Consider the following 25,693-nt stretch of genomic DNA (forward strand, 5'->3'; position numbering starts at 1 on the left):
AATTCTATCTAAAACCCCGCTCTTAAAACAGCGGGGTTTTTGCGTTCGGGCATTATCGGCAAAACAATCCTCTCAAATTCCACCCGCGGCATTGCCATAAATCCGAAAACGGACAAGATGCGCCATCATTCCAGCGCGGAAAAAACAACGTGAACGCCGACCCCTTAAATATCCTCAAGACTGTCTATGGCTATGATGCGTTTCGCAGACGGCAGGGCGAAATCATCCGGCATGTGGTGGCGGGCAACAATGCGTTCGTTCTGATGCCGACGGGAGGCGGAAAGTCGTTGTGCTACCAGATTCCGGCGCTTGCCAGAGAGGGCATGGGACTGATCGTCTCGCCGCTGATCGCGCTGATGGTCGATCAGGTTGCCGCCCTGCGTCAGGCCGGCGTCAGGGCCGAAGCCCTCAATTCTGACCTTTCGCCGGAAGAGCGGCGCGCGCTCTGGCGGGATATGCGGGCCGGCAATGTCGATATTCTCTACGCGGCGCCGGAGACCCTCCTCAAGCCGGATGTTCTTGACGCCCTTCAGTCCATCGACCTGTCCCTGATCGCCGTCGATGAGGCTCATTGCCTCTCGCAATGGGGGCATGATTTCCGGCCGCCTTATCGCCAGCTCGATATGTTGATCGAGCGTTTTCCGGACACACCGCGTATGGCGCTGACGGCGACGGCCGATGAGCCGACCCGTACCGAGATCCTAGGCCATCTCGCCATCGATGAAGGGGATGCCTTCATTGCCGGTTTCGACCGCCCCAATATCCGCTATGCGATCATGGAGAAAGACAATCCCCGCGCCCAGCTGAAGCGTTTTCTCAACGGCCGGGAGAATGAAAGCGGCATCGTTTATTGCCTGTCGAAACGCAAGGTGGATGAAACGGCAGCATGGCTTCGGGAAGAGGGGCGCGATGCGCTACCCTATCACGCCGGCATGGACAAGGCCGCCCGTGAGGAAAACCAGACCCGCTTCCAGCATGGTGAGGCGGTGATTGTCGTCGCTACCGTTGCCTTTGGCATGGGCATCGACAAGCCGGATGTGCGCTTTGTCGTCCATATCGATCTGCCCGGCAGCATCGAGGCCTATTATCAGGAAACGGGCAGGGCTGGTCGTGATGGTCTGCCGTCGGACGTGCTGATGCTCTATGGCTATGAAGATATTGCCCTGCGCAACCGCTTTATTGAGGAGTCGGACGCTGCGGACCAGCGCAAATATATGGAGCGCCAGAAGCTCGATGCGCTGCTTGGTCTCGCGGAAACTGCAAGCTGCCGCAGGCAGGTTCTGCTGTCCTATTTCGGCGACCGATGCGAGCCCTGCGGCAATTGCGATACCTGCGCGGCACCGCCCGCTTTATTTGATGGCGCCATCGCTGCCCAGAAATTGCTTTCCTGCATTTACCGCACGGGAGAGCGTTTCGGGCAGGCCTATGTCATCCGCGTGTTGCTGGGCCTGGAGGATGAGCGGATTTCCAGGTTCGGGCATGATCGCATCACCACTTACGGTATCGGCAAAGAACATGATAATCGCACCTGGCGCGCTATTCTGCGCCAGCTGGTTGCGTTGCGCCTGATCGACGTGGATCTGTCCGGACATGGCGGATTGTCCATTTCCGATGAGGGAAGACGGTTCCTGCGCGAAAAGCCCTCCCTGATGCTGAGGATTCCATCCGCGCCCCGCGCCGCACGACGGGAGACGCCGCGCAACACGACATCCACGGCTCTTCCGGAAACCGACCGTGGTCTCTTTGAGGCGCTGCGTGCAAAGCGGATGGAAATTGCGCGCTCGCAGAATGTTCCGCCCTATGTGATTTTCCACGACAGGACACTCATCGAGCTTGCCGCGGCAAGACCGACCTCGGCGAAGGAGATGGCGCAGATCCCCGGCGTTGGCGAGACCAAGCTGGAGCGGTACGGTCCCGCCTTTCTGGATGCAATAATGCAGCACATCGACGGGGAATGATCACCGAAGCAGATAATGAATAGCCGGGTAAGTAAAAGCCGTTAAAGCCTCAGCCTGTCGTGTCCTTGAACAGAACATTCTGATCGATGAGATAACGGGAAAACAGAGGCAGGCTTGCTCCGCCAATTGCCCGGGCCTGGCTGCCGACCGCGCCTTCGATGATCTCCGGCAACGTGACGCCCTGAAGATCGTGGTGTTTGAGGGCAAGCCGGGTGGCGGTGACGATCCTCGTTCTGACCCAATCGGGAAAACCGCCATCGATGATAACGCTGGAAAAATCGATGATGGAGGCGGCCGCGATAACGGCCTGCGCCAGCGCGGCGGCGGTTTTTCTGATCCAGCTTTCCAGCGGTTCGCCGAAATCGATCCACTCATCCGGAGAAAACCACAGGGGGCGCGGATCGATGCCTCTTTCGCGCAGCATATTCTCCAGAACGAAGATCGAAGCGATCTTCAGAAGCTGAACCGTATTGCCGTCCTGCCCCTGCACCGGCAGCGGGCCGATGGCGCCGGCGGTGCCTGTCTTTCCGGAAAACAGTGCCGAATTCAGAACGACACCGCCACCGATGAAGGAGCCGATGAAGACATACAGAAAATCCGCATGGTTCTGTCCCGCGCCGAAAACCAGTTCGGCGCCGCAGGCGCTCGTGGCGTCGTTCTGCAGAAAAACCGGGTAGCTGACGCCTTCGGCAATTTCCGAACGGATATCGACGTCCCGCCACCGCTCCATCTCGATCTGCGGCGCACCCACTTCCTGGGCCCAGTTCCACAATTCGAATGGAGCAGCGATGCCGACACCGGCGATTTTTTGCCGCTCGGCCGGAGACAGCTTCGATTCGAGCTCCGCTATGCCGTCTATCACGAAGGGCAATATCCATTCCGGCAGGGGGTAGGGATAGGTTCTGCGAAGCTTGAGCCTGATTCGCCCGACAAAATCCATCAGCACGAGATCGACGCTGCGCCGACCGATCTTGACGCCAAAGGAAAATACGGCGTCGGGATTGAGGCGCATCGGGGTCGAGGGTTGCCCCACCTTGCCGCGCAGCCTTTCACCGCGAATGAGAAGCCCATCCTTTTCCAGAGAGCGCATGATGACCGAGACAGTCTGCGCCGAGAGGCCGCAAAGTCTTGATATTTCCGCTTTCGACAGTCCGCCATGGCGGCGGACGAGGGACAGCACGAGCCGCTCATTATAGGCGCGCACGCCGATCTGGTTGGCGCCGCCGCTTATATCCATGGTGGTGGGCGGCGCGGGCGGCGCCGTCTCGACAGATTGTCTCATAATGTCATCCTCCCGCCCCGTCATATCCGCCGCGACCGATACATGAGGCTTTATGGCAATCTTGCTATCGCAACGTTAAACGACGCGGCGATATTCCTCCCTGCCGCATATAAGAATGCCATACGGAATTAATAATTCAATCGGATTTATTTATTGACAGCCGTTTCCTTTGGTGGTTCCATCTGCATCAACGGTCGTCGATCTCGGAGGAGACGGGATCGTCGGGTAACCGTCACGGTGCTCAAATATCCATTGGGAGGATCTCATGAAGACCACTGTTTCCGCTCTTCTGGGCGCGCTTGCGCTTGGCGTTTCTTTCGCTTCCGCTGCATCTGCTGCCGACACGTCGGTTTGCCTCATCACCAAGACCGATACCAATCCCTTCTTCGTCAAGATGAAAGAAGGCGCGACCGCCAAGGCGAAAGAACTCGGCGTGACGCTGAAGTCCTATGCCGGCAAGATCGACGGTGATTCCGAAAGCCAGGTTGCTGCGATCGAGACCTGCATCGCCGATGGCGCCAAGGGTATCCTGATCACCGCATCGGACACCAAGGGCATCGTACCGGCCGTACAGAAGGCGCGTGACGCCGGCCTTCTGGTCATCGCCCTCGACACGCCTCTGGAGCCCGTCGACGCCGCCGATTCCACCTTCGCCACCGACAATCTTCTGGCCGGCGAGCTGATCGGCAAATGGGCCGCCGGCACGCTTGGCGACAAGGCCAAGGACGCAAAAATCGCCTTCCTCAACCTCACCCCCTCCCAGCCGACGGTTGACGTGCTGCGTAACCAGGGCTTCATGAAGGGCTTCGGCATCGACGTGAAGGACATCAACAAGATCGGCGATGAAGACGACAAGCGCATCGTCGGCCATGACGTTACCAACGGTAACGAAGAAGGCGGCCGCGCAGCGATGGAAAATCTGCTGCAGAAAGACCCGACCATCAACGTCGTCCACACCATCAACGAACCTGCAGCCGCCGGTGCTTATGAAGCGCTGAAGGCGGTCGGTCGTGAAAAGGATGTTCTGATCGTGTCCGTCGATGGCGGTTGCCCGGGCGTCAAGAACGTGGCGGAAGGCGTGATCGGCGCGACATCGCAGCAATATCCGCTGCTGATGGCGGCGCTCGGTGTCGAAGCCGTCAAGAAGTTCGCCGACACGGGTGAAAAGCCGAAGCCGACGGCAGGCAAGAGCTTCGTTGACACCGGCGTGACGCTGGTGACCGACAAGCCGGTCAAGGGTCTCGATTCCATCGACACGAAGGAAGGTCTCAACAAGTGCTGGGGCTGATGCCTCACCGTTGAAACCCGCGGGGGCAGTTTTGCCCCCGCCCTTGGACCAGAATGATTTCAGGCACGATCCGGGGGATCGGACAAAGGAACAAACGGGCGCGCCACACATTCCGCGGGGATGACATAGGCCGCTTCACAACACTTTGAATCCACGCATTACTCTCTTTGGAGAAAGAGCCCCGGTTTCGGGGCGTTGCGATGGAGCGATCGGGAGGAAAATCCATGAGCGATCAGCCGGTGCGGGCTCAGCCGCATAATGAATTTGAAAAAGTGCTTTCGGGAAGTTCGACGCAGGTCGCCGCTTTCGATACGCACGACAAGAGCGCGCTGGAAAAATTCCAGCACTTTCTCCATTCCAGCCCGGCGGCCGTGCCGCTTATCGTTCTGGTGCTGTCGCTGATCATTTTCGGCCTGCTCCTCGGCGGTAAGTTTTTCTCCGCCTTCTCGCTGACCCTCATCCTGCAGCAGGTCGCGATCGTTGGCATCGTCGGCGCGGCGCAGTCGCTGGTCATCCTGACGGCGGGCATCGATCTGTCGGTGGGTGCGATCATGGTTCTGTCCTCCGTCATCATGGGGCAGTTCACCTTCCGCTACGGTTTGCCGGCGGAACTTTCCATTCTCTGTGGCCTCGCCGTTGGCGCATTCTGCGGCTTCATCAATGGCGTTCTGGTCTCGCGTATGCGCCTGCCACCCTTCATTGTCACACTCGGTATGTGGCAGATCGTGCTGGCGACCAACTTCCTTTATTCCGCGAACGAGACGATCCGCGCCCAGGATATCGCCCAGCAGGCGCCGATCCTGCAGTTCTTCGGCGCCAATATCCGTTTCGGCAATGCGGTCTTCACCTATGGCGTAATCGCCATGGTCCTGCTCGTCGCTTTGCTCTGGTATGTGCTGAACCGAACCGCCTGGGGCCGCCATCTTTATGCGGTGGGTGACGATCCGGATGCCGCAGAACTTGCCGGTGTCAACGTCAAGCGAATGCTGACGACCGTTTACACGCTGTCCGGCCTCATCTGCGCCTTTGCCGGCTGGGCCTTGATCGGCCGTATCGGTTCGGTTTCGCCGACCGCGGGCCAGTTCGCCAATATCGAATCCATCACGGCAGTGGTTATCGGCGGTCTGTCGCTGTTCGGCGGACGCGGCTCCATCATGGGCATGATTTTCGGTGCCTTGATCGTCGGCGTGTTCTCGCTCGGCCTGAGACTCATCGGAACCGACCCGCAATGGACCTATCTGTTGATCGGTGTCCTCATCATCATGGCTGTCGCAATCGACCAGTGGATCAGAAAGGTAGCAGGCTGATGGTAAAAGAACCCATTCTCACAGCACGCAATCTCGTCAAGCGCTATGGTCGCGTGACCGCCCTCGATCATGCAGATTTCGACCTCTATCCGGGCGAAATTCTGGCCGTGATCGGCGACAACGGCGCCGGAAAGTCCTCGCTCATCAAGGCGATTTCCGGTGCGGTGACACCCGATGAGGGGGAAATTCGGCTGGAAGGCCAGCCCGTGCAGTTCCGCTCGCCCATTGAGGCGCGCAAGGCGGGCATCGAGACGGTCTATCAGAACCTGGCGCTCTCGCCGGCGCTTTCCATAGCCGACAATATGTTCCTCGGCCGCGAAATCCGCAAACCCGGTATTCAGGGCAGCCTGTTCCGGGCCCTGGACCGCCCCGCCATGGAAAAATTCGCCCGCGAGAAACTGTCCGAACTCGGACTGATGACGATCCAGAATATCAACCAAGCGGTGGAAACCCTTTCGGGCGGCCAGCGTCAGGGTGTCGCCGTGGCGCGTGCGGCGGCCTTCGGTTCAAAGGTCGTCATCCTCGATGAGCCGACGGCAGCACTTGGCGTCAAGGAAAGCCGGCGTGTTCTGGAGCTTATTCTCGATGTGCGCTCGCGCGGCCTGCCGATCGTCCTGATCTCGCATAACATGCCGCATGTGTTCGAAGTTGCGGATCGCATCCATATCCACCGGCTGGGCAAACGCCTTTGCGTCATCAATCCGAAGGACTATTCCATGTCGGATGCCGTCGCCTTCATGACCGGCGCGAAGGAAGCGCCGCAGGAAACGCTTGCCGCATGACACTGAAGCTCGAGACGATCGTTGAAGACGTTCTTCGGCGGGCAAAGGGTCAATCCCGTTTCATCATAGCCATTGCCGGTCCCCCTGGGGCCGGCAAATCCACGCTGGCGGATGCGCTTTGTGATGCTTTGCTGGCGCGGGGCGAAACGGCCGCCGTGCTGCCCATGGATGGCTTCCATATGGACAATGGCATTCTCGAAGAACGGGGGCTGCTGTCGCGAAAGGGCGCGCCCGAAACCTTCGACGTGCGTGGCTTCCTCGATATCGTCTCCGCCGTCCGCAAGGGCGGGCAGGAGGTTCTTGTTCCGGTTTTCGACCGCTCCCGCGAAATCGCCATCGCCTCGGCCCGCGCGATTGCGCCGGACACGCGCCTGATCCTTGCCGAAGGCAATTATCTGCTGCTCAACGAGACACCCTGGACGACACTGTCCGGCAGCTTCGATCTCACCATTTTTGTGGGTCCATCCGTCGCGGTGCTTGAAGAGAGGCTGCGTAACAGATGGCAGGGCTATGGTCTCGATGACGCTCAAATCCACGCCAAACTGTTTGAGAACGATCTTCCCAACGGAAAAAGGGTGATCGAAAACGCCCGTCCCGCCGATATCCACATCGATATCTGGGAATAGATTAACGCTTTCCCGTCCCTAAGCCACAAAGCGCATTTGTCGTTAAGTCTTTGTTGACCATGTGTTGAATCTTTTTGATCCACAGGGTGGGGCTTTTGTGTGTCTATTCATTGACGTGAAAATTTCCTCATATACTATATGTGGTGTTCGAGGTTCTTCCGATTCGCAAGGATTGGGAGCTAAGACGGGAATTCGGTGCGTGATGCCATCATGGCGGAGCAAGGCCGAAACTGCCCCCGCAACTGTAAGCGGTGAGCATCGTTCCAATTTGGGTCACTGGGGCTGAAAGCTCCGGGAAGGCCGGAATAGATGTTGTGACCCGCAAGTCAGGAGACCTGCCTTGAGCGCAAACGTCCACGGGCGGGGTGTCCGGAGGAAGGTGTATGACGCAAATGATTTGCGTACGCCCTTTTCTGCCCCCTCCAGAACAAGCTTCGGGGTGAAGTCATGCCAGTGTATTTCTTTAAGTTGCTACGCTCGTCGGCGTAGAGAGTGATTTTGCGCGGTTTGCAGCGTTTTCAGGAAAACCGGACCCCGGTTTTCATCCTGAAATGCGACAAGTCGCCTGGGCTGCGCGCCTCACCTGAATGACAGATCCACCGCCACCCGATTGCGATTGCAGTCGGCAATGTTGAGCCGTGTCCGAAACCGGCTTCGAGAGAGGAAATTATGACCGTCACCGTTTACAGCAAGCCCGCCTGCGTCCAATGCACCGCCACCTATCGTGCGCTCGACCGCATCGGCGTTCCCTATGAGATCGTCGATATTTCCGAAGATGCGGATGCGCTCGATCATGTTCGGGGTCTCGGTTACATGCAGGTTCCCGTCGTCGTCGCCGGCGAACGGCATTGGGCGGGTTTCCGGCCTGATATGATCGGCTCGATCAGCTGAGGCGGCAGGGCGATGGGTCTGATCGTCTATTATTCCAGCCGCTCTGAAAATACCCATCGTTTCCTTCTGAAACTGGGACGGCGTCTGTTTCGCCTGCCGCTCGGCGCCGAGGAGGACGTGCCTCAGGTGTCGGAGCCCTATGTGCTCGTTACCCCCACCTACGGGGGCGGCGGCACCAAAGGGGCCGTGCCGAAGCCGGTCATTCGGTTCTTGAACGAGCCCTCCAACCGAAATCTCATTCGCGGCGTCATCGCGGCGGGCAACACGAATTTTGGCGCAGCTTTCGCATCCGCCGGAGACATCGTCTCGCGCAAATGCGCAGTGCCGTTTCTCTATCGCTTCGAGCTTCTCGGCACGGAGGAAGATGTCGCCAACGTCAAACATGGATTGGAACGATTTTGGACACGCTGACCTCAAGCGCGCTGCGCAAGGACGCCAAACAGCCCGTAGCCGCAAGCCAGAAACCGGTTGAGACGGGACTGGATTATCACGCGCTGAATGCGATGCTGAACCTCTATGACGAAAACGGGAAGATCCAGCTCGACAAGGATCGCCTGGCTGCCCGGCAATATTTCCTCCAGCACGTCAACCAGAACACCGTATTTTTCCATAATCTCCGGGAAAAGCTCGATTATCTGGTGACGGAGGGATATTACGAGCAGGAGGTGCTGGACCAGTATTCCTTCAATTTCGTGCGTGACCTCTATGACGAGGCCTATGCCCGGAAGTTCCGTTTTCCGACCTTCCTCGGCGCTTTCAAATATTACACCTCCTACACGCTGAAGACCTTTGACGGAAAACGTTATCTCGAGCGTTACGAGGATCGCGTCTGCATGGTTGCGCTTGCGCTCGCGCGCGGTGATGAGCAGCTTGCCCGCGATCTGGTCGATGAGATCATTTCAGGCCGCTTCCAGCCGGCGACGCCGACCTTTCTCAACGCCGGCAAGAAGAGCCGCGGCGAGCTGGTGTCGTGTTTTCTGCTGCGCGTGGAAGACAATATGGAAAGCATCGGCCGCTCCATCAATTCGGCGCTGCAGCTTTCCAAGCGCGGTGGTGGCGTGGCGCTCTCCCTGACCAATATTCGCGAGGCCGGCGCGCCGATCAAGCAGATCGAAAACCAGTCTTCCGGCGTCATTCCGGTGATGAAGCTGTTGGAAGACAGTTTCTCCTACGCCAATCAGCTGGGGGCTCGCCAGGGTGCCGGCGCGGTCTATCTGCATGCTCATCACCCGGATATCATGCGCTTCCTCGACACGAAGCGCGAAAATGCCGATGAAAAAATCCGCATCAAAACCCTGTCGCTCGGTGTGGTGATCCCCGATATCACCTTCGAACTCGCCCGCAACAACGAGGATATGTACCTCTTCTCGCCCTATGATGTGGAGCGGGTCTATGGCGTGCCGTTGACGGAGATCTCGGTCACCGAAAAATATCATGAGATGGTCGCCGACAGTCGCATCCGCAAGAAGAAGATCAAGGCGCGCGAGTTTTTCCAGATCATCGCCGAAATCCAGTTCGAGAGCGGCTATCCCTACATCATGTTCGAGGACACGGTGAACCGCGCCAATCCGGTCGCCGGCCGTATCAGCATGAGCAATCTCTGCTCGGAAATCCTGCAGGTCAGTGAAGCGAGCGAGTTTGATGCCGATTTGTCCTATAGCCATATGGGCAAGGATATTTCCTGCAATCTCGGTTCACTGAACATTGCTTCTGCCATGGACTCCGCCGATTTCGGCAAGACCATCGAGACTTCGATCCGGGCACTGACGGCGGTGTCGGATATGAGCCATATCTCCTCCGTTCCCTCCGTGGAAAAGGGCAATGATGCGAGCCACGCCATCGGGCTCGGCCAGATGAACCTGCACGGCTATCTGGCGCGCGAGCGCATCTTCTACGGTTCGGAAGAAGGCATCGATTTCACCAATATCTATTTCTACACTGTGACCTATCACGCCATCCGCGCCAGCAATCGGCTCGCCGTGGAACGGGGACAGAGCTTCAAGGGCTTTGAAAACTCCAAATATGCCTCGGGCGAATATTTCGACAAATATACCGACCGGGAATGGTTGCCCGCGACGGAAAGGGTCCGTGAGCTGTTCGAAAAAGCCGGCATTGCCATTCCGACACAGGAGGACTGGGCGGCCTTGAAGCGGGAGGTCATGGCATCAGGCCTCTATAACCAGAACCTGCAGGCCGTGCCGCCGACGGGCTCGATCTCCTATATCAACCACTCCACTTCTTCCATTCACCCGATCGTTTCGAAAATCGAAATCCGCAAAGAGGGCAAGATCGGCCGCGTTTATTACCCGGCTTCCTATCTCTCGAACGACAATCTCGAATATTATCAGGATGCCTATGAGATCGGTCCTGAGAAGATCATCGACACCTATGCGGCAGCCACCCAGCATGTCGATCAGGGCCTGTCGCTGACGCTGTTCTTCCGCGATACGGCGACGACACGCGATATCAACCGGGCACAGATCTATGCCTGGAAGAAGGGCATCAAGACCATCTATTACATCCGTTTGCGCCAGATGGCGCTGGAAGGCACGCAGGTTCAGGGCTGCGTTTCCTGCACGCTCTGATTTGAGGGACAAGAGAATGAACATCGCCGTAAAACCCGCGTCCCGTATCCGCGCGGTCAACTGGAACCGCATCGAGGACGACAAGGACCTCGAAGTCTGGAACCGCCTGACCTCGAACTTCTGGCTGCCGGAAAAGGTGCCGCTTTCCAACGACATCCCGTCCTGGGGAACGCTGAAGCCGGAAGAGCAGAAATTGACGATCCGTGTCTTCACCGGGCTGACATTGCTCGACACGATCCAGAACGGCGTCGGTGCCGTGCGCCTGATGGCGGATGCGGCTACGCCGCATGAGGAGGCCGTGCTCTCCAACATCTCCTTCATGGAGGCCGTGCACGCCCGTTCCTATTCGTCGATCTTTTCAACGCTCTGCCTCACACCGGATGTTGACGACGCCTATCGCTGGTCGGAAGAAAACGAGTTCCTGCAGCGCAAATCCGCGCTCATCATGCGCGAATATGACAGCGGTGATCCGCTGAAGAAAAAGATCGCCAGCGTGTTTCTGGAAAGTTTCCTGTTCTATTCCGGCTTCTATTTGCCGATGTTCTGGTCAAGCCGCGCCAAGCTCACCAACACGGCAGACCTCATCCGTCTCATCATCCGCGATGAGGCCGTGCACGGCTATTATATCGGTTACAAGTTCCAGCGGGCGCTGGACCGCCTTGGCGAGGCGCAAAGACAGGAAATCAAGGATTTTGCCTTCGATCTGCTGCTCGAGCTTTACGACAACGAGGCGAAATATACCGAAGACCTCTATGACGGCGTTGGCCTGACGGAAGACGTCAAGCAGTTCCTGCATTACAATGCCAACAAGGCCCTGATGAATCTGGGTTATGAGGCGCTGTTTCCGGCCGAGGCTTGCCGGGTCAATCCGGCGATCCTCTCGGCGCTCTCGCCCAATGCCGATGAAAATCACGACTTCTTCTCAGGATCCGGCTCATCCTATGTCATCGGCAAGGCGGTCGCCACCGAGGATGAAGACTGGGATTTCTGAAACCGGTGTGCCGCCAAGAACCCGCAGAAGCTATTGCGGGTTCACCACCTGGCTTGCAAGGCGGAAGGGGCTGGAAACGGTCGCTCCGATAGCATCGAAAACGAAGGCTCCCGCACTGTTGATGTCGCCGCCGCGCCTGCTTGCCTCAAGTTGCGGCACCATGGAGGCCAGCGCCGCATAGCGGTCGTGATTGAGCGGGTCCGACGCTTCGAGATTAGAGATGTCGACGAATTGCACGCCTTCCTTCAGGGCAGCTTCCTGCACCTGTCGGTCGGTAACATCCAGCGCGCCGATGCGGGTGACATCGGCACCCAGGATGGAGGACGCTTTCAGGGCTCGGTCGTCCTTGGATACCAGCACCGTGAGCGGCGGGTCGAGCCGGCCGACCACCTCGATCTGCTTGCGGAAGACATCGGCGTCGATATCGGGCGCAGCCAACACCACCTGCAGCTTGGCGATGACATCGTTTTTGCCCTGGAAGCGTAGTTGCCGCAGTGCTTCCATGACCAGCCAGCCGCCCATGCTGTGGCCGAACAGGACGACGCTTTTCTTCGGGGTCTGGCGGGTTAGGTCGGTCAACAGCGCGGCGAGCGCATCGCGTGAAAAGGTCGCCGATTCCTTGTCGGCGACGTAGCCGGTGACATTGGCCTGCGACGGCCAGGAAAAGACCAGCGGCACGCCGTTCATATTGGCATCGGCAGCCATCTGCGCCGCGCGGAACAGGGCTTCCTGGTAGCTGTAATTGTAACCGTGCACAAAAAGCGCGATCTGCCTGCCGGAGCGGGCAATGTCGCCAAGATCGGCGTTGAGTTGCGGCTTCGTCAGCATATTGGCTCTGGTGACGACAAAGTCCCTGTTCGGATCCGGCTTGCCGCTGGCCCATTCGATTTTCCCGCTTTTATGGGTGGGCGGAATGGAAATGTCGAAGCGTGCATAGTTGGGCTCGACCGCGCGCCCTGTGCCGAAGCCTTTTTTCGCGTCCTTGTCCTTCTCCCGCGTGCTCGCCACATAGGCGGTCACTATTTTCGTGCCACGGGTCTTGGTGTTGACCGCTTGTAGCACATCTGCCCCCGGTCGGCCCGCGCAGGAGGAAATAAGACCGAGCGTGAGAAGGAGCGAAAGGATCAGGCGCATGAATGGCTACCGGTGACAGGGAACGGGCTCATAAATAACTTCCCGCTGGAAAAGTTGCTACTGGAGAATGGATTGGTCTTCGGCGCGGATGGGCATTCCCCTCCTTGCCATCCGGCCATGTTCGTTTTAGGCCGTACAGATGACGAACAAGGTGTCGCTTTTACGGCTGAAACTCACGGACTTCCGCAACTATGCGGCGGGGGCGCTCACGCTTGATGACAGGCATGTGGTGCTGACGGGCGATAATGGCTCCGGCAAGACCAATCTGCTCGAGGCTGTTTCCTTTCTTTCGCCAGGACGCGGCCTGCGCCGGGCCACCTTGTCCGATGTGACACGGGTGGGGGCGGAAGCCACCGGTTTCTCGATCTTTGCCGATGTCGAGGGCATGGATGGTGAGGTCGCCATCGGCACAGGGATCGAAGGCGATGGCGAGGTGGTGTCGCGTCGCCTGCGCCTGAACGGCACGCCCGTCAAATCCGTCGATGAATTGACCGACCATCTGCGGGTTCTGTGGCTGACACCCGCCATGGATGGTCTCTTTACCGGCTCCTCATCGGACCGCCGGCGTTTTCTCGATCGGCTGGTGCTGTCGCTTGATCCCGCTCATGGTCGGCGGGCAAGCGATTTCGAAAAGGCCATGCGCGGCCGCAACCGTCTGCTTTCGGAAGGTCGCTTCGATCCGGTCTGGCTGGATGGCATCGAAAAACAGATGGCCGAACTCGGTATTTCCATGGCGGTTGCCCGTTATGAAATGCTCGGCCTGTTGAAGACCCTGATCGAGGGGCGGGCCGGCAATGCGGCCTTCCCGTCGGCGGCGCTGTCGCTCTCGGGTTTCATGGATGACGGGCTCAACCGCCCGGCTGTCGATCTGGAAGACGAATATGGCCTTATGCTGCGGGAAGGTCGGTACCGGGACGCGGCGGCAGGCCGCACGCTGGATGGGCCGCACCGAGTCGATCTTTTCGTGCGCCATGCGGAAAAGGACATGGAGGCCGAACGCTGTTCAACCGGGGAGCAGAAGGCGCTTCTGGTCGGGCTGGTGCTTGCCCATGCGCAGCTCACCGCCAATATGACCGGTTATGCGCCAATTCTGCTGCTGGATGAAATTGCCGCCCATCTGGATGAGGGCAGGCGGGCCGCCCTGTTTGATCTCATCCACGCGCTGGGCGGTCAGAGTTTCATGACCGGAACGGATGCGGCCATGTTCTCCGCCCTCGGCGAGCGGGCACAGTTCTTCAATGTTTCCCATGGGAGCATCACGGCATGACGGCAGAGAAATGGAGTGCGACATGGACCCGCTGAGCCCGGAAGAGATCGAACGTTACAAGCGCCACATATTGCTGCCGGAAATCGGCGGCGTCGGCCAGCAACGGCTGAAGGCGGCGCGGGTGCTGGTCATCGGGGCCGGCGGTCTAGGCGCGCCTGTCCTTCATTATCTTGCCGCCGCCGGTGTTGGCACGCTCGGCATGATCGATGACGATGTGGTCTCCCTGTCCAATCTCCAGCGGCAGGTGATCCACGATACCGGGACGGTCGGCGAGCTGAAAACGGAAAGCGCCCGCAAGGCCATCGCCCGGCTCAATCCGTATGTCCGCACGCTTGTTTATGAGGAGCGTTTTTCGCAGGTCTGGGCGCATGACCACCTGCCATCCTTCGATCTCCTGATCGATGGCTCGGACAATTTCGATACGCGTTATGCCGCGGCGGATGCTGCAGAGGCTGCGAAAAGGCCGTTGGTCACCGGTGCTGTCGGCCGTTTCGATGGATCGGTCACGGTTCTGAAACCCTACGAGACGAATGCGGAGGGCATTTTGCTGCCCGGTTATCGTGACCTGTTCCCGGAACCGCCGCCGCAGGGGCTGATACCGAATTGCGCGGAAACGGGCATTGTCGGCGCGCTGACCGGCGTGATCGGCACTCTGATGGCCATGGAGGCGATCAAGGTCATCACCGGTGCCGGCGAACCCCTCATAGGCCGCCTGCTTCTTTATGATGCCCTGTCGGCGCGTTTCGAAACGGTGCGATACAAGCGCCGGACAGCGGGAAAGAAACCATGATCGAGATTACGAGGATCGGCGAGGACTTCGACCGCTGGCAGGATTTGCTGGCGCTCATCATGGCGTCCTTCGCTTACATGGATGGCGTCATCGACCCGCCCTCTTCGGCTCATCGCCTGACAGCCGAAAATCTCGCCGAAAAGGCGAGGGTGGAGGTCGCTTTTGTGGTTCAGGACGGCGATGAGTTGCTGGGCTGCCTGTTTTGCCGGCCGGAGCCGCCGGCTTCGCTTTATGTCGGCAAGCTCTGTGTTTCCCCGAAAGCGCAGGGAAAGGGCATCGGCAAGCTGCTTCTGCAGCAAGCCGAAATGCTGGCACGAGAACTGGCGCTGCCGGCGCTCAGGCTGGAAACGCGCATCGAGCTTCTCGCCAACCATGCGAAATTTACCGGCTGGGGTTTCGTCAAGACCGCTGAAAATGCCCATGCGGGCTATGATCGTACGACCTCGATCGAAATGACCAAATTCCTGGACTGAAGCCGCTTTTTAAAGCCGCTCTTATTGCAAAAGGCCGGACTGCATCATCTGGGAGAGAAAGACGGAAGAAACGCGGTCGATACCCGCCTGCGGCTGGATTTCCGCCGTTCCCACCCGCCAGATGTCCTTGTCCGGCCCGCTGACGAGCTGGATTTCCGTCGTGACCTTGTGGCTCAGCGCCGCCGCCTTGGTGGCCTCCACCATCTGCTTCATGAGTTTTACGGAGGGCATGCGGGTCCTATCACCAATCTCATCCGGATTTGCGGCAGCCTTCAGCCGCTGGAAGGCTGGCCCGACATCCGGCAGAGAACAGTTCATCTTTATTCGCGCCACAAAAAGACCGGCAGGCGTTTTTGAACCGATACGTGCAGGCTCAGCCTTGCAGCGCACCCGCTCCGTGCTCGCCACCCAGAGCTTTGCGAACTGGTCCGATTGTTCACTCGTCGTCCCCTTGGGAGAATGCATGCCCCTGTATTTGCGCTGCCATGCGACAGGGTCCGCAACCAGTTCCATATCGGTGTAGCGCTGGCCGCTGCCCGAAGATCCCCATTCCTTGTTCAGGCGAGCCATGCTGGCGCGATCAAAATTCAGCCAGGCACGATAATAGAGTTCGGCGGTTTCCTCCGGTGAGGGCGACGCAGCCCGGGCCGGGACGCTGACCAGCATCAACAGGACGGAGATCAGCAATAAAAATTTCGCCTGGATTCCCATTGAACTCTTCCTCCCTGTGGTGATCGAACGATGTCTGCCCGACCGGCTCAGCTCCGCCCCGGCAGCACCCGATTCGGCGGGCGGTGCCCATCGAACAATGTGCGGATGTTGATGATGACCTTGTCGCCCATGTCGATCCGGCCTTCGATCGTTGCCGAACCCATATGGGGAAGCAGCACGACCTTGCCTTCCTTGGCGAGCTTGATGAGCTTGGGGTTTACGGCAGGCTCATTTTCATAGACATCGAGGCCGGCGCCGGCGATCTTGCCTTCGCGCAGGCACTGGATCATCGCTGCTTCGTCAATAATATCGCCGCGCGCGGTGTTGACGATGTAGCTGGTCGGCTGCATCAGCGCCAGCCGCCGTGCCGAGATCAGGTGATAGGTCGCGGGTGTCGAGGGGCAATTGACCGACACGATATCCACCCGCGCCAGCATCTGGTCGAGACTGTCCCAATAGGTCGCCTCAAGCTCCGCTTCCGTTGCCGGATTGACCCGTTTGCGATTGTGATAATGAATGGAAAGGCCGAAGGCCTTGGCGCGCCGCGCGACCGCCGTGCCGATGCGGCCCATGCCGACGATGCCAATGCGTTTGCCGGAAATGCGCCGTCCGAGCATCCAGGTCGGAGACCAGCCCAGCCACTCGTCGGTGCCGTTGGCGAGCACGCGCGTGCCCTCGATCATGCGGCGCGGCACGGCCAGCACCAGCGCCATGGTGATATCGGCGCTGTCTTCCGTCAGCACATTCGGCGTATTGGTAACGGTGATACCCTTTCGGGCGGCGGCATCGACATCCACATGGTCGATACCGTTGGAGAAGCTGGCGATCAGCTTCAGCTGCGGCCCGGCCTGCTCGATCATGGCGGCGGTGATGCGGTCGGTCACGGTCGGCACCAGCACGTCCACGCGCTGCATGGCGGCGACGAGCTCTTCCTCGCTGCGCGGCGTATCGTCGATATTGAGTTCCGCGTCGAAGAGTTCGCGCATTCTGGTTTCGACGACGTCAGGCAATTTGCGGGTGATATAGACTGTCGGTCTCTTCTTGTGGGTCATCGTTTGCCGCTGCCTTGTTCAGAAGTCATTAACCAGAAAGAGCGATAATTTCTTTCAATCAGGGCGTTTCTACCAGACCCGCCGGCGAAGACAAACAAAACTCGCCGTGGCTCGAGGCATGTGGAACCGAGCCTCCTCGAATATCATCCGGTTTGCAGAAGGCGGGAAACGGAAATGGGCATGCGCAGTGTGGTTTCTATCGTTTGCATTGCATTGTCTCTGGGCCTCCTCGGTGCGGCCAGCGAAGCCATGGCGCAGGGTGCCGCCAAGGGCGCAAGCGGCCTGCCGCTGCCGCGATTTGTCAGCCTGAAATCCAAGCGCGTCAATATGCGCATCGGCCCCAGCACGGATTATGCCGTGTCATGGATGTATCTGAAATCGGGAATGCCGGTCGAAATCATCCAGGAATATGAAAACTGGCGACGCATCCGCGATGCCGACGGCACGGAAGGCTGGGTCAATCAGGCCCTGCTGTCAGGCGAACGCACAGCCGTTGCCGCTCCGTGGATGCGCGGCAAGGGCAAGGAAGTCTATGTGAACATGCGCCGTGAGGCGCAGTCGGGCGCTGCCGTTACCGCCCGGCTGGAGCCGGGCGTCGTCTTCCGGATCGGCGAATGTAATGGCGACTGGTGCCGTGCCGAGGCCGGTCAGGCCTCGGGCTGGGTATCCCAGGGGGAAATCTGGGGTGCTTACCCCGGCGAAGCCTTTAAATAAGGCCGTGTTTTTCGCCCAGCGCCTTCAGCGATGACATGGGGCGCGGGCCGATCTGCTGAATGACGGCGGCAGCCGCAAGGCAGCCGAGCTTGCCACAATCTTCAAGCGAACGGTCCTGCGTATAACCGAACAGGAAACCGGCGGCGAAAAGATCGCCCGCACCCGTCGTGTCGACCACGTCATGCACGGGATAGGCTTCGACCTTCACGCGTTCCGTGCCGCGCAGGATGACGGCGCCTTCTTCGCTCATCGTCACCGCAGCAATCTTGCAATCGGCGGCAATTTTCGTCAGCGCCAGCTCGAAGTCGTCGGTTTCGTAAAGCGAAAGTGCTTCCTGCTTGTTGGCGAAAACGATGTCCACCGTGCCGGAGCGCATCAGGTCCAGAAACTCGTCGCGGTAGCGGCCGACGCAGAAGCTGTCGGAGAGCGTCATGGAAACTTCACGACCGTTTTCATGGGCAATGCGGGCGCATTCGCGAATGGCGTCCTTGGCGCGTGGCGGATCCCACAGGTAACCTTCGAAATAGGTGACCTTGGTCTGGGCAACGACGTCGTCTTCCACGTCTTCCGGGCCGAGATCGACGCAGGCGCCGAGATAGGTGTTCATCGAACGCTCGCCGTCTTCGGTCACGAAGATCATCGAACGTGCGGTTGGCGGAAATGTGCCTTCCGGCTTGGTTTCGAAATAGACGCCCTGCGCGCGGATATCGTGCTGGAAGATTTCGCCGAGCTGGTCTTCGGCAACCTTGCCAAAATAGGCGGCCCTGGCGCCGAAATTCGCAACGCCTGCCGCCGTATTGCCCGCGCTGCCGCCGGAGGCTTCGAGCGCCGGTCCCATCAGCGAATAAAGCAGTTCGGCGCGTTCCGCGTCGATAAGGTTCATCGCACCTTTGGTGATGGCATTGTCGTTGAGGAAGCGATCATCGCAGCGGGAGATGATGTCGACGATGGCATTGCCGACAGTCAGTACGTCGAATTTCGTCATAGGCCCTATCCGTTTCGCACGGGGGTGTGCGTTTTTTTCGAATGGTCTTAAACATTTCTGGCGGCAAGAAAAGCCCAAAGAGAAAATATGCGATTCTCCACGACAGGCGGAAGCACGTCATTTCTCTGTAATGTGGTTAAGCTATTACTCCCATCAGAGCAAAAGGTGTGTGAATGCGTACCGAAATAGAAGACATGAGGTCTTCTGGCTCAACCGTTATCTCCGCCACGGATGTACTGGCGGCATTTAACGGACATAAAAGGCGGGGGTAACCCCGCTTTTTCTTTTAAGGCACGTTCCGGCTTGCCGTATTGTGCGGGCACGGAGGCGCTTCGGCCCTAGCGACTCACCAAGTTCTTCCCCTCCCGACATACTTCATTTGGCGAAAACAAAGAGCGAAAGCGTATTCGCGATTCCATTCCCGCGGAAAAGGCTCTAAAGCGGAGTATCTCCCGCAAAAGCCGCGAAAGCTTTCCCTCCATGTCTGCCGTTGCCGCGAATGTCGCCCCGATTTTCATTCTCATCCTGATCGGTTGGCTGACCGTCAAGGCCGGCCTGTTCAGGGCGGATGCCGGTGATATCCTGAGTGATTTCGTGTTCAAGATCGCGGTGCCGACATTGATCTTCCGCACGCTAGCGGAAGCGAATTTTCACGGCGCATCGCCCTTCCGCCTCTGGATCACCTATTTCGCTGGCGTGGCCGTCACCTGGACGGTCGGGCATATCGTCACCCGGTATGTCTTCAAGCAGGATGTCCGCATCGCCGTTATCGCCGGCATTTCTTCGGCCTTTGCGAATAATATCTTCATCGGTCTGCCGCTGGTCGGGCGTTCCGTGGGAGATGAGGGGCTGGTCGCTCTCTCCATCCTTCTCGCCATCCATCTGCCGGTCATGATGATCGCCGGCACCATCCTGATGGAAAATGCCACGCACAAGGCGGTCGGCGGCGAAAAACGGAGCATGGCTGCGGTCTTCAAACAGGTGGGCCGCAATCTCGTCACCAATCCGCTGGTGATCGGTCTTGTCATCGGGCTTTCGACCAATGTTTCCGGCGTGGCGCTGACACCCATTTTGAAAACCGTGGTCGATCAGATCGCCTCGATGGCGGGGCCGGCTGCTCTCATCTCGCTCGGCATGGCGCTGACGAAATACACCATTCGCGGCAATATGGGCATTGCCGTCACCATGACCGTTTTCAAGCTGCTGCTTCTGCCTGCCTGCGTGTGGGCCATGGGCCACGTGCTCGGCCTCAGCCGTGAATGGACGGCGGCGCTGGTGCTCACCTCTTCGGTGCCGACGGGCGTGAATGCCTGGCTGATCGCCAACCGCTTCGGTATCGGCCACAGTGTCGCGGCCTCCACCATCAGCATTTCCACAGCGACCGGCGTTCTCTCCGTATCGCTATGGGCCTGGCTGCTGAGCTGATTTGATTATTTCTGGGCGCTCAGAATCTTGAAGCGGGCGTTGCGGCATACTTCGGCGGTCGTGCGGAATTCCGCCGCCAGAACCGGTTCATAGGGCAGGCCGCGATTGGCCACCATCAGCAGCTTGCCGCCGCTGCGCAACGCGCCCGCCGCAGCCTTGATGAAGGCCTGGCCAAGTGCAGGTTCCGCCGCCTGTCCGCCCGCATGGAAAGGCGGGTTCATGATGATGAGGTCGTATTTTTCCTTCGGCGGCTCGTTGGCCAGATCCTGCCAGAAGAAACGTGCCGTCAGGCGCGGATTGTTTTCGAGAAGATTGGTCTTGGCGAATTCCAGCGCATTCCAGTCCGCTTCGAAAAGATCGATACGGGCGGTGCGCGGTGATTTTTCCGCCAGCATGATGGAGAGATAACCCCAGCCCGCACCAAAATCGGCGGCATTGCCGTCAAAGTCGGTCGGCAGGCGCGAGGCAAGCAGTTCCGAACCGTCATCCACGCGATCATGGGAGAACATGCCGGGCAGGGCGGTGAAGCGGCCCTCGACCGTCGCCGGCTTCTGGGCAAGCTTGGAGACGGCGGCCGATACATCGTCCGGCCGTTGGAACCAGAGTGCGACACCGTGATATTTCGGCGTGGATTCCGCTTCGATGCCAAGCTTTGCAAGCGTCTTGCGCAGGGTTACGATCCCGTCTTCCTTGGAGCCCGCCGCGACGATCAGGCCGCCGGCCTTCACCCGCGAAAGCGCTTCGGCGACACGGTTTTCGTTTTCACCGCGATGTTTGCCGCAAAGCAGCAGCGCCGCATCGTAATCTTCGCCCGAAACATCCGGGGTGACTTCCGCGCCCTGGGCCTCGAGAGCCCGGTAAAGCGGCCGAAGATGCTGAACCGCGACGATCTCCGCGTCGAAACCATCCAGCCGCGGACCGGCTTCCGCTCCTAGAAACAGAACGCGTTCGCCTTCTTTCGGCATGGCAAGCATGTCCGAGGCAAAGGGATGGAAAAGGGTTTTCACGGCGTCACGGCTCATGGGAGCGTCCTTAAGGTAGGATGGAGTTTGTCAGGGAAAGTGGAAACCGGTTTTCCTGAACAGACAAACGATAACAAAACGAAAAAAAGGCGCGGGCAAAACCCGCGCCTCGATAGGGTCTGGCGACGCGGCCTTATTCGGCAGCGGCTTCGCCGTCTTTCTTGTCGGCGGCGACTTCCTTGCCGGTTGCCTGGTCGACAACCTTCATGGACAGGCGAACCTTGCCGCGCTCATCGAAGCCCATCAGCTTGACCCAGACCTTGTCGCCTTCCTTGACGACGTCGGAGGTCTTGGCAACGCGCTCGGAAGCGAGCTGCGAGATGTGGACGAGGCCATCACGGGCGCCGAAGAAGTTGACGAAAGCGCCGAAGTCAGCGGTCTTGACGACCGTGCCTTCGTAGATCTGGCCGACTTCCGGTTCCGCAACGATCGAGTGGATCCACTTGCGGGCCGCTTCGATTTCCTTGCCGGAAGAAGAGGCGATCTTGACGGTGCCGTCGTCTTCGATGTTGATCTTCGCGCCGGTCTTTTCGACGATTTCGCGAATGACCTTGCCGCCGGAACCGATGACTTCACGGATCTTGTCGACCGGGATGTTCATCACTTCGATGCGCGGTGCGAATTCGCCGAGCTGGCCGCGGCTTTCGGTGATGGCGTTGGCCATTTCACCGAGGATGTGCTTGCGGCCGCCCTGTGCCTGCTCCAGAGCGATCTTCATGATCTCTTCGGTGATACCGGCAATCTTGATGTCCATCTGCAGCGAGGTGATGCCGTCGGCAGTACCCGCAACCTTGAAGTCCATGTCGCCGAGGTGGTCTTCGTCGCCGAGGATGTCGGAGAGGACTGCAAAGCGCTCGCCTTCGAGGATCAGGCCCATGGCGATACCGGCAACCGGCTTTGCCAGCGGAACGCCTGCATCCATCAGCGCGAGCGAGGTGCCGCAAACCGTTGCCATCGACGAGGAGCCGTTGGACTCGGTGATTTCGGAAACGACGCGCAGCGTGTAGGGGAACTGTTCGGCGGTCGGCAGCATCGGACGGATCGCGCGCCATGCGAGCTTGCCGTGACCGATTTCGCGACGGCCCGGGGAGCCCATGCGGCCTGTTTCACCGACTGAGTAGGGCGGGAAGTTGTAGTGCAGCAGGAAGCGTTCCTTGTACATGCCGGTGAGGCTGTCGACATACTGTTCGTCTTCGCCGGTGCCGAGCGTCGCAACAACGATTGCCTGGGTTTCACCGCGGGTGAACAGTGCCGAACCGTGCGTGCGCGGCAGCAGGCCGACTTCCGAGATGATCGGACGAACGGTCGACAGGTCGCGGCCGTCGATGCGGCTCTTGGTGTCGAGAACGTTCCAGCGAACGATCTTCGCCTGAAGGTGCTTGAAGACGGCGCCGATTTCTTCCGGCGTGTACTTGGCTTCGCCTTCTTCCGGCAGGAAGTGTGCCTTCACCTTCGCCTTCACGGCGTCGACGGCGGCGTAACGGGCAGCCTTTTCGGTGATCTTGTAGGCGTCGCGCAGTTCTGCTTCGGCGAGCGCCAGCATTTCGTTTTCGAGAGCGGAGAAATCTTCCGGTTCGAATTCGCGCGGTTCCTTGGCGGCAACTTCGGCGAGCTTGATGATCGCGTCGATAACCGGCTGGAAGCCGCGGTGACCGAACATGACGGCGCCGAGCATGATTTCTTCGTTGAGTTCCTTGGCCTCGGACTCAACCATCAAAACGGCGTCCTGCGTACCGGCAACGACGAGGTCGAGAACAGACTCGTCCATTTCGTCCAGATGCGGGTTAAGAACATATTCACCGTTGATGTAGCCAACGCGCGCGCCGCCAACCGGGCCCATGAAGGGAACGCCAGAGAGCGTAAGCGCTGCGGAAGCCGCAACCATCGACAGGACGTCCGGGTTGTTTTCCAGATCGTGCTGGATGACTGTGACGACGACCTGCGTGTCGTTCTTGTAGCCTTCAGGGAAAAGCGGGCGGATCGGGCGGTCGATCAGGCGCGAAACCAGCGTTTCGTTTTCGCTCGGGCGGCCTTCGCGCTTGAAATAGCCGCCGGGGATCTTGCCGGCTGCATAGGTCTTTTCCTGGTAGTTGACGGTGAGCGGGAAGAAATCCTGGCCCGGCTTCGGAGACTTTGCGGAAACCACGGTCGCGAGAACCATCGTCTCGCCGTAGGTTGCGATGACGGCGCCGTCAGCCTGACGGGCAACCTTGCCGGTCTCGAGCTTCAGCGGGCGGCCTGCCCATTCGATTTCCACGGAGTGTTGATTGAACATATCTTGTCCTTGGTTGTGGCTGCCGCTCCGGCATCGTGCCGGCGGTGGCAGCGCTGTGACTCAATCACGGGCAAGACAGCGGGAGGCTTTCGACAAGCAAGCATCCGGCAATCCTGCCCCATGACAGGTCTGCGGTTGAAAAAGGCGGCACCGGCCCATCCGGTTCACCCTAATCGTCCGGGGGCCACATCAGCGGCGAACGCCCGGAAATTCATGTGGCCTTCAAAAGGCCGGATATAAAAACCGGCGGGCATCGTTGCGAAACCCGCCGGAGAAGTTATTAGCGGCGAATGCCGAGAGCACCGATCAGCTTGGTGTAACGGGCTTCGTCCTTCTTCTTCAGATAGTCGAGAAGCGAACGACGGCTCGAAACCAGCGTCAGAAGGCCACGACGGGAGTGGTTGTCCTTCTTGTGGTCCTTGAAGTGACCGGTCAGGTTGTTGATCCGCTCGGTCAGGATAGCAACCTGAACTTCCGGCGAACCGGTGTCGCCTTCCTTCGTGGCATATTCCTTGATGAGGGCGGCTTTGCGCTCTGCAGTAATCGACATCGGACGATCCTTTCTGTTTTAAGGAAAAATGGGACGCCTAAAGCCGGGATGTCGTCCAGCTCTGGCCATTCAGCAGCATAGGCAAAGCCCAAGCTGGCGCTGCCTATAAACTATTCCGGGTGTAATTGAAAGAGGCGATTGACAGCGCCTCCCGAGCCTTGATTTAGCCGAAAACACGCTTCGGCCGGAATTCGCCTTCGCCGATCTCGCCGATGGCGACCAGTTTGCCATGCGCGGTGGCATAAGCTTCCGGATGATTAGCCGGCGCATCGCGCCCGCGCAGCAGGATGGGGTTGCCCATCTTCAGCCTGTGTGCCTGATCGTCGTTGATGATGAGGCGGGGAAGGGCGGACAGCGCCTCGGCCGTGTCGATCAGATAGGCGTCCAGCGCTTCCAGCCGTTCGTCGCGGTCTTCCATGGCTTCCAGCGCCGTTAGCGTTTCGAGCGGCACCATCATCTCTTCGTCGAAGGGGGCGACCATGGTGCGGCGCAGTTCGGAGATATGGCCAAAGCAGCCGAGATCGCGGCCCATGTCGCGCGCCAACGCCCGCACATAGGTGCCCTTGCCGCATTCCACTTCGAAATGCGCGGTATCGGCGTCGGGGCAGGCAAGCAGCGTCAGACGATGGATTTCCACCTCGCGTGCGGGAATTTCCACCGTCTCGCCGTCACGCGCCAGATCATAGGCGCGCTCGCCGGCGATCTTGATTGCGGAAAACTGCGGCGGGGTCTGCATGATCACGCCGGTATAGTTGGGCAGAATATCGCGGATCGCCTGCTCGTCCGGGCGCAGGTCGGAGGAATCGACCACCTCGCCTTCCAGATCATCGGTCGCGCGCTGTTCGCCCCAGGTCACGGTAAATTCGTAAATCTTCCGGCCATCCATGACATAGGGCACGGTCTTGGTGGCGTCACCAAGCGCGATCGGCAGCATGCCGGAAGCGAGCGGATCGAGCGTGCCGGCATGGCCGGCCTTCTGGGCGTTGAACAGCCACTTGATCTTGGAAACGGCCTCGGTGGAGCCGAAATCGAGCGGCTTGTCGAGGATGAGCCAACCCGAAATCGGACGGCCCTTGGGTTTGCGGTTCTGCTGTTTACGTGGTTTGGACATGCTTCAGTTCTGTTCGTCGTCTTTTTCGTTCGAAGGTCCAAGATCGCGCTGTACTTCCGGCGAACGCAGGAGCGCATCGATCTTCTGGTAATTGTCGAAACTCGTATCGTCGCGGAAACGCAGTTCCGGCATGTATTTCATCTGCCGAAGCTGCGGGCCGAGGCGGCCGCGCATGTATTTTGCATGGCGGTTGAGCGCGGTGATGATGCCGGTGTGATCGGCAACGCCGAGCGGCGTCACATAAGCGGTGGCGATCTTGAGATCGGGTGACATGCGCACTTCCGAGATGGAAATGACGGTGCTTTCGATCAGATCGTCGCGGACTTCACCGCGCTGGAGAATTTGGGTCAGGGCGGCGCGCACCTGTTCGCCGACGCGCAGCATGCGTTGCGAAGGGGCCGATGATGTAGCTTTTGCCATGGGTTATGCCTCAAACGGAGCGAGCGCCGGTAAGCCGGCGCCCGACAGTAAATT

General features: G+C 59.2%; 24 protein-coding genes and 1 riboswitch. Of the genes, 14 read left to right on the forward strand and 10 right to left on the reverse strand.

Annotated elements, in window-relative coordinates; translation table 11 throughout:
* Positions 1 to 149: 149 nt before the first annotated feature.
* Entirely contained in the window at positions 150 to 1,958 is a 1,809-nt protein-coding gene (gene recQ / locus O3S81_RS05195) for a DNA helicase RecQ (RefSeq protein ID WP_269341411.1), read from the forward strand.
* Positions 1,959 to 2,007: 49 nt separating this feature from the next.
* Here recQ and O3S81_RS05200 read toward each other — a convergent pair whose 3' ends face one another.
* Positions 2,008 to 3,240 carry an ROK family transcriptional regulator gene (locus O3S81_RS05200; protein ID WP_269341412.1) on the reverse strand — a complete coding sequence of 411 codons (1,233 nt, stop codon included), beginning with the start codon at positions 3,238 to 3,240 and terminating at the stop codon, positions 2,008 to 2,010.
* A 265-nt stretch (positions 3,241 to 3,505) separates the two neighbouring features.
* Here O3S81_RS05200 and O3S81_RS05205 point away from each other — a divergent pair, with 265 nt between their 5' ends.
* The 8 genes from O3S81_RS05205 to nrdF all read left to right on the forward strand — a co-directional run bounded on the left by O3S81_RS05205 (position 3,506) and on the right by nrdF (position 11,710).
* Positions 3,506 to 4,528, forward strand: coding sequence for a sugar ABC transporter substrate-binding protein (locus tag O3S81_RS05205; protein ID WP_269341413.1), 1,023 nt, complete (start codon positions 3,506 to 3,508; stop codon positions 4,526 to 4,528).
* A gap of 224 nt (positions 4,529 to 4,752) precedes the next feature.
* Entirely contained in the window at positions 4,753 to 5,835 is a 1,083-nt protein-coding gene (locus O3S81_RS05210; protein WP_269341414.1) for an ABC transporter permease, read from the forward strand.
* Entirely contained in the window at positions 5,835 to 6,617 is a 783-nt protein-coding gene (locus O3S81_RS05215; protein ID WP_269341415.1) for an ATP-binding cassette domain-containing protein, read from the forward strand. The genes O3S81_RS05210 and O3S81_RS05215 overlap by 1 nt, the downstream gene beginning before the upstream one ends.
* Positions 6,614 to 7,243 (forward strand): nucleoside triphosphate hydrolase, encoded by a 630-nt coding sequence (locus O3S81_RS05220; protein ID WP_269341416.1) that lies wholly within the window; start codon positions 6,614 to 6,616, stop codon positions 7,241 to 7,243. Before O3S81_RS05215 ends, O3S81_RS05220 begins: the two co-directional genes overlap by 4 nt.
* Before the next feature lie 133 nt (positions 7,244 to 7,376).
* Positions 7,377 to 7,600, forward strand: a riboswitch (cobalamin riboswitch).
* Between the two features lie 312 nt (positions 7,601 to 7,912).
* Positions 7,913 to 8,134: a glutaredoxin-like protein NrdH gene (gene nrdH, locus O3S81_RS05225; protein ID WP_003524283.1), complete on the forward strand. Its 222-nt coding sequence runs from the start codon at positions 7,913 to 7,915 to the stop codon at positions 8,132 to 8,134.
* Between the two features lie 12 nt (positions 8,135 to 8,146).
* Entirely contained in the window at positions 8,147 to 8,545 is a 399-nt protein-coding gene (nrdI, locus tag O3S81_RS05230) for a class Ib ribonucleoside-diphosphate reductase assembly flavoprotein NrdI (protein ID WP_269341417.1), read from the forward strand.
* Positions 8,533 to 10,719, forward strand: coding sequence for a class 1b ribonucleoside-diphosphate reductase subunit alpha (gene nrdE, locus O3S81_RS05235; protein ID WP_269341418.1), 2,187 nt, complete (start codon positions 8,533 to 8,535; stop codon positions 10,717 to 10,719). Before nrdI ends, nrdE begins: the two co-directional genes overlap by 13 nt.
* 16 nt (positions 10,720 to 10,735) lie before the next feature.
* The gene (nrdF, locus tag O3S81_RS05240; RefSeq protein WP_269341419.1) at positions 10,736 to 11,710 is read left to right on the forward strand and encodes a class 1b ribonucleoside-diphosphate reductase subunit beta; all 975 of its coding nucleotides are present in this window, start codon (positions 10,736 to 10,738) and stop codon (positions 11,708 to 11,710) included.
* Positions 11,711 to 11,740: 30 nt separating this feature from the next.
* Here nrdF and O3S81_RS05245 read toward each other — a convergent pair whose 3' ends face one another.
* Complete coding sequence (locus tag O3S81_RS05245) at positions 11,741 to 12,844, reverse strand: alpha/beta hydrolase (RefSeq protein WP_269341420.1); 1,104 nt, start codon at positions 12,842 to 12,844, stop codon at positions 11,741 to 11,743.
* 139 nt (positions 12,845 to 12,983) lie between these two features.
* On the opposite strand from O3S81_RS05245, the gene recF reads away from it, so the two are divergent.
* Genes recF through O3S81_RS05260 form a run of 3 tightly spaced genes read left to right on the forward strand, consistent with a single transcriptional unit; the run spans position 12,984 to position 15,374 of the window.
* Entirely contained in the window at positions 12,984 to 14,111 is a 1,128-nt protein-coding gene (gene recF, locus O3S81_RS05250) for a DNA replication/repair protein RecF (RefSeq protein ID WP_269341421.1), read from the forward strand.
* Between the two features lie 22 nt (positions 14,112 to 14,133).
* A complete protein-coding gene (locus tag O3S81_RS05255) occupies positions 14,134 to 14,901 on the forward strand; it encodes a molybdopterin-synthase adenylyltransferase MoeB (RefSeq protein WP_269341422.1) in 768 nt (255 codons plus the stop codon).
* Positions 14,898 to 15,374 carry a GNAT family N-acetyltransferase gene (locus O3S81_RS05260; RefSeq protein WP_269341423.1) on the forward strand — a complete coding sequence of 159 codons (477 nt, stop codon included), beginning with the start codon at positions 14,898 to 14,900 and terminating at the stop codon, positions 15,372 to 15,374. The genes O3S81_RS05255 and O3S81_RS05260 overlap by 4 nt, the downstream gene beginning before the upstream one ends.
* Positions 15,375 to 15,395: 21 nt before the next feature.
* On the opposite strand, the gene O3S81_RS05265 is transcribed toward O3S81_RS05260, so the two are convergent.
* Both O3S81_RS05265 and O3S81_RS05270 read right to left on the reverse strand, forming a co-directional pair.
* On the reverse strand, positions 15,396 to 16,085 hold the full coding sequence (locus O3S81_RS05265) for a hypothetical protein (RefSeq protein WP_269341424.1): 690 nt from the start codon (positions 16,083 to 16,085) through the stop codon (positions 15,396 to 15,398).
* Positions 16,086 to 16,132: 47 nt separating this feature from the next.
* The gene (locus tag O3S81_RS05270; protein ID WP_269341425.1) at positions 16,133 to 17,137 is read right to left on the reverse strand and encodes a 2-hydroxyacid dehydrogenase; all 1,005 of its coding nucleotides are present in this window, start codon (positions 17,135 to 17,137) and stop codon (positions 16,133 to 16,135) included.
* Between the two features lie 180 nt (positions 17,138 to 17,317).
* Between O3S81_RS05270 and O3S81_RS05275 the strand changes: the two genes are divergently transcribed.
* Complete coding sequence (locus O3S81_RS05275) at positions 17,318 to 17,851, forward strand: SH3 domain-containing protein (protein WP_269342384.1); 534 nt, start codon at positions 17,318 to 17,320, stop codon at positions 17,849 to 17,851.
* Here O3S81_RS05275 and O3S81_RS05280 read toward each other — a convergent pair.
* Positions 17,844 to 18,836, reverse strand: coding sequence for an adenosine kinase (locus O3S81_RS05280; protein WP_269341426.1), 993 nt, complete (start codon positions 18,834 to 18,836; stop codon positions 17,844 to 17,846). The genes O3S81_RS05275 and O3S81_RS05280 overlap by 8 nt on opposite strands.
* Before the next feature lie 480 nt (positions 18,837 to 19,316).
* Here O3S81_RS05280 and O3S81_RS05285 point away from each other — a divergent pair, with 480 nt between their 5' ends.
* On the forward strand, positions 19,317 to 20,261 hold the full coding sequence (locus tag O3S81_RS05285) for an AEC family transporter (RefSeq protein WP_269341427.1): 945 nt from the start codon (positions 19,317 to 19,319) through the stop codon (positions 20,259 to 20,261).
* 5 nt (positions 20,262 to 20,266) lie between these two features.
* Here the strand turns inward: O3S81_RS05285 and O3S81_RS05290 are convergent, their stop codons facing one another.
* From O3S81_RS05290 to rbfA, 5 genes are all read right to left on the reverse strand, one after another.
* Positions 20,267 to 21,283 (reverse strand): class I SAM-dependent methyltransferase, encoded by a 1,017-nt coding sequence (locus O3S81_RS05290; RefSeq protein ID WP_269341428.1) that lies wholly within the window; start codon positions 21,281 to 21,283, stop codon positions 20,267 to 20,269.
* Positions 21,284 to 21,416: 133 nt separating this feature from the next.
* On the reverse strand, positions 21,417 to 23,558 hold the full coding sequence (gene pnp / locus O3S81_RS05295) for a polyribonucleotide nucleotidyltransferase (protein ID WP_269341429.1): 2,142 nt from the start codon (positions 23,556 to 23,558) through the stop codon (positions 21,417 to 21,419).
* A gap of 280 nt (positions 23,559 to 23,838) precedes the next feature.
* Positions 23,839 to 24,108 carry a 30S ribosomal protein S15 gene (rpsO, locus tag O3S81_RS05300; protein ID WP_004439050.1) on the reverse strand — a complete coding sequence of 90 codons (270 nt, stop codon included), beginning with the start codon at positions 24,106 to 24,108 and terminating at the stop codon, positions 23,839 to 23,841.
* A 163-nt stretch (positions 24,109 to 24,271) separates the two neighbouring features.
* The gene (gene truB / locus O3S81_RS05305; RefSeq protein WP_269341430.1) at positions 24,272 to 25,219 is read right to left on the reverse strand and encodes a tRNA pseudouridine(55) synthase TruB; all 948 of its coding nucleotides are present in this window, start codon (positions 25,217 to 25,219) and stop codon (positions 24,272 to 24,274) included.
* 3 nt (positions 25,220 to 25,222) lie between these two features.
* Positions 25,223 to 25,639 (reverse strand): 30S ribosome-binding factor RbfA, encoded by a 417-nt coding sequence (rbfA, locus tag O3S81_RS05310; RefSeq protein WP_269341431.1) that lies wholly within the window; start codon positions 25,637 to 25,639, stop codon positions 25,223 to 25,225.
* Between the last annotated feature and the right edge of the window lie 54 nt (positions 25,640 to 25,693).

Origin of the sequence: Agrobacterium sp. SOY23 (assembly GCF_027212525.1) — a bacterium.
Taxonomy (GTDB): domain Bacteria; phylum Pseudomonadota; class Alphaproteobacteria; order Rhizobiales; family Rhizobiaceae; genus Agrobacterium; species Agrobacterium tumefaciens_I.